Here is a 230-nt window from a genome sequence, read left to right on the forward strand (position 1 = left end):
CAAGTGTGCTATGCCTCCCATTTTTACGCTCATTGTATTTTCCGCAATTAGCCTTATTTGCGGATTTTTATATTCCAGATTCATTGTTTTCAGGAATGAGAAATGAAAATTTCATTAGTGGTTCCCGTCTTTAATGAAGAGGACGCGATCCCTATTTTCTATAACACGGTCAGAGAATACAGTTCACTTAAACCTTATGACGTTGAGATTATCTTCGTTAATGATGGGAG

At 37.0% G+C, this 230-nt stretch carries 1 protein-coding gene and 1 pseudogene; both read left to right on the plus strand.

The features are described 5' to 3' along the window. A pseudogene (locus tag ACLJNW_RS29135) lies at positions 1-106 on the plus strand (GtrA family protein); the annotation flags it as partial. After that, a partial coding sequence (locus ACLJNW_RS29140) for a glycosyltransferase (RefSeq protein ID WP_410962159.1) occupies positions 103-230 on the plus strand: 128 nt, incomplete at its 3' end. The pseudogene ACLJNW_RS29135 and the gene ACLJNW_RS29140, both read left to right, overlap by 4 nt.

This window comes from Salmonella sp. SAL4457 (assembly GCF_046548235.1).
Classification (GTDB): Bacteria; Pseudomonadota; Gammaproteobacteria; order Enterobacterales; family Enterobacteriaceae; genus Salmonella; species Salmonella enterica.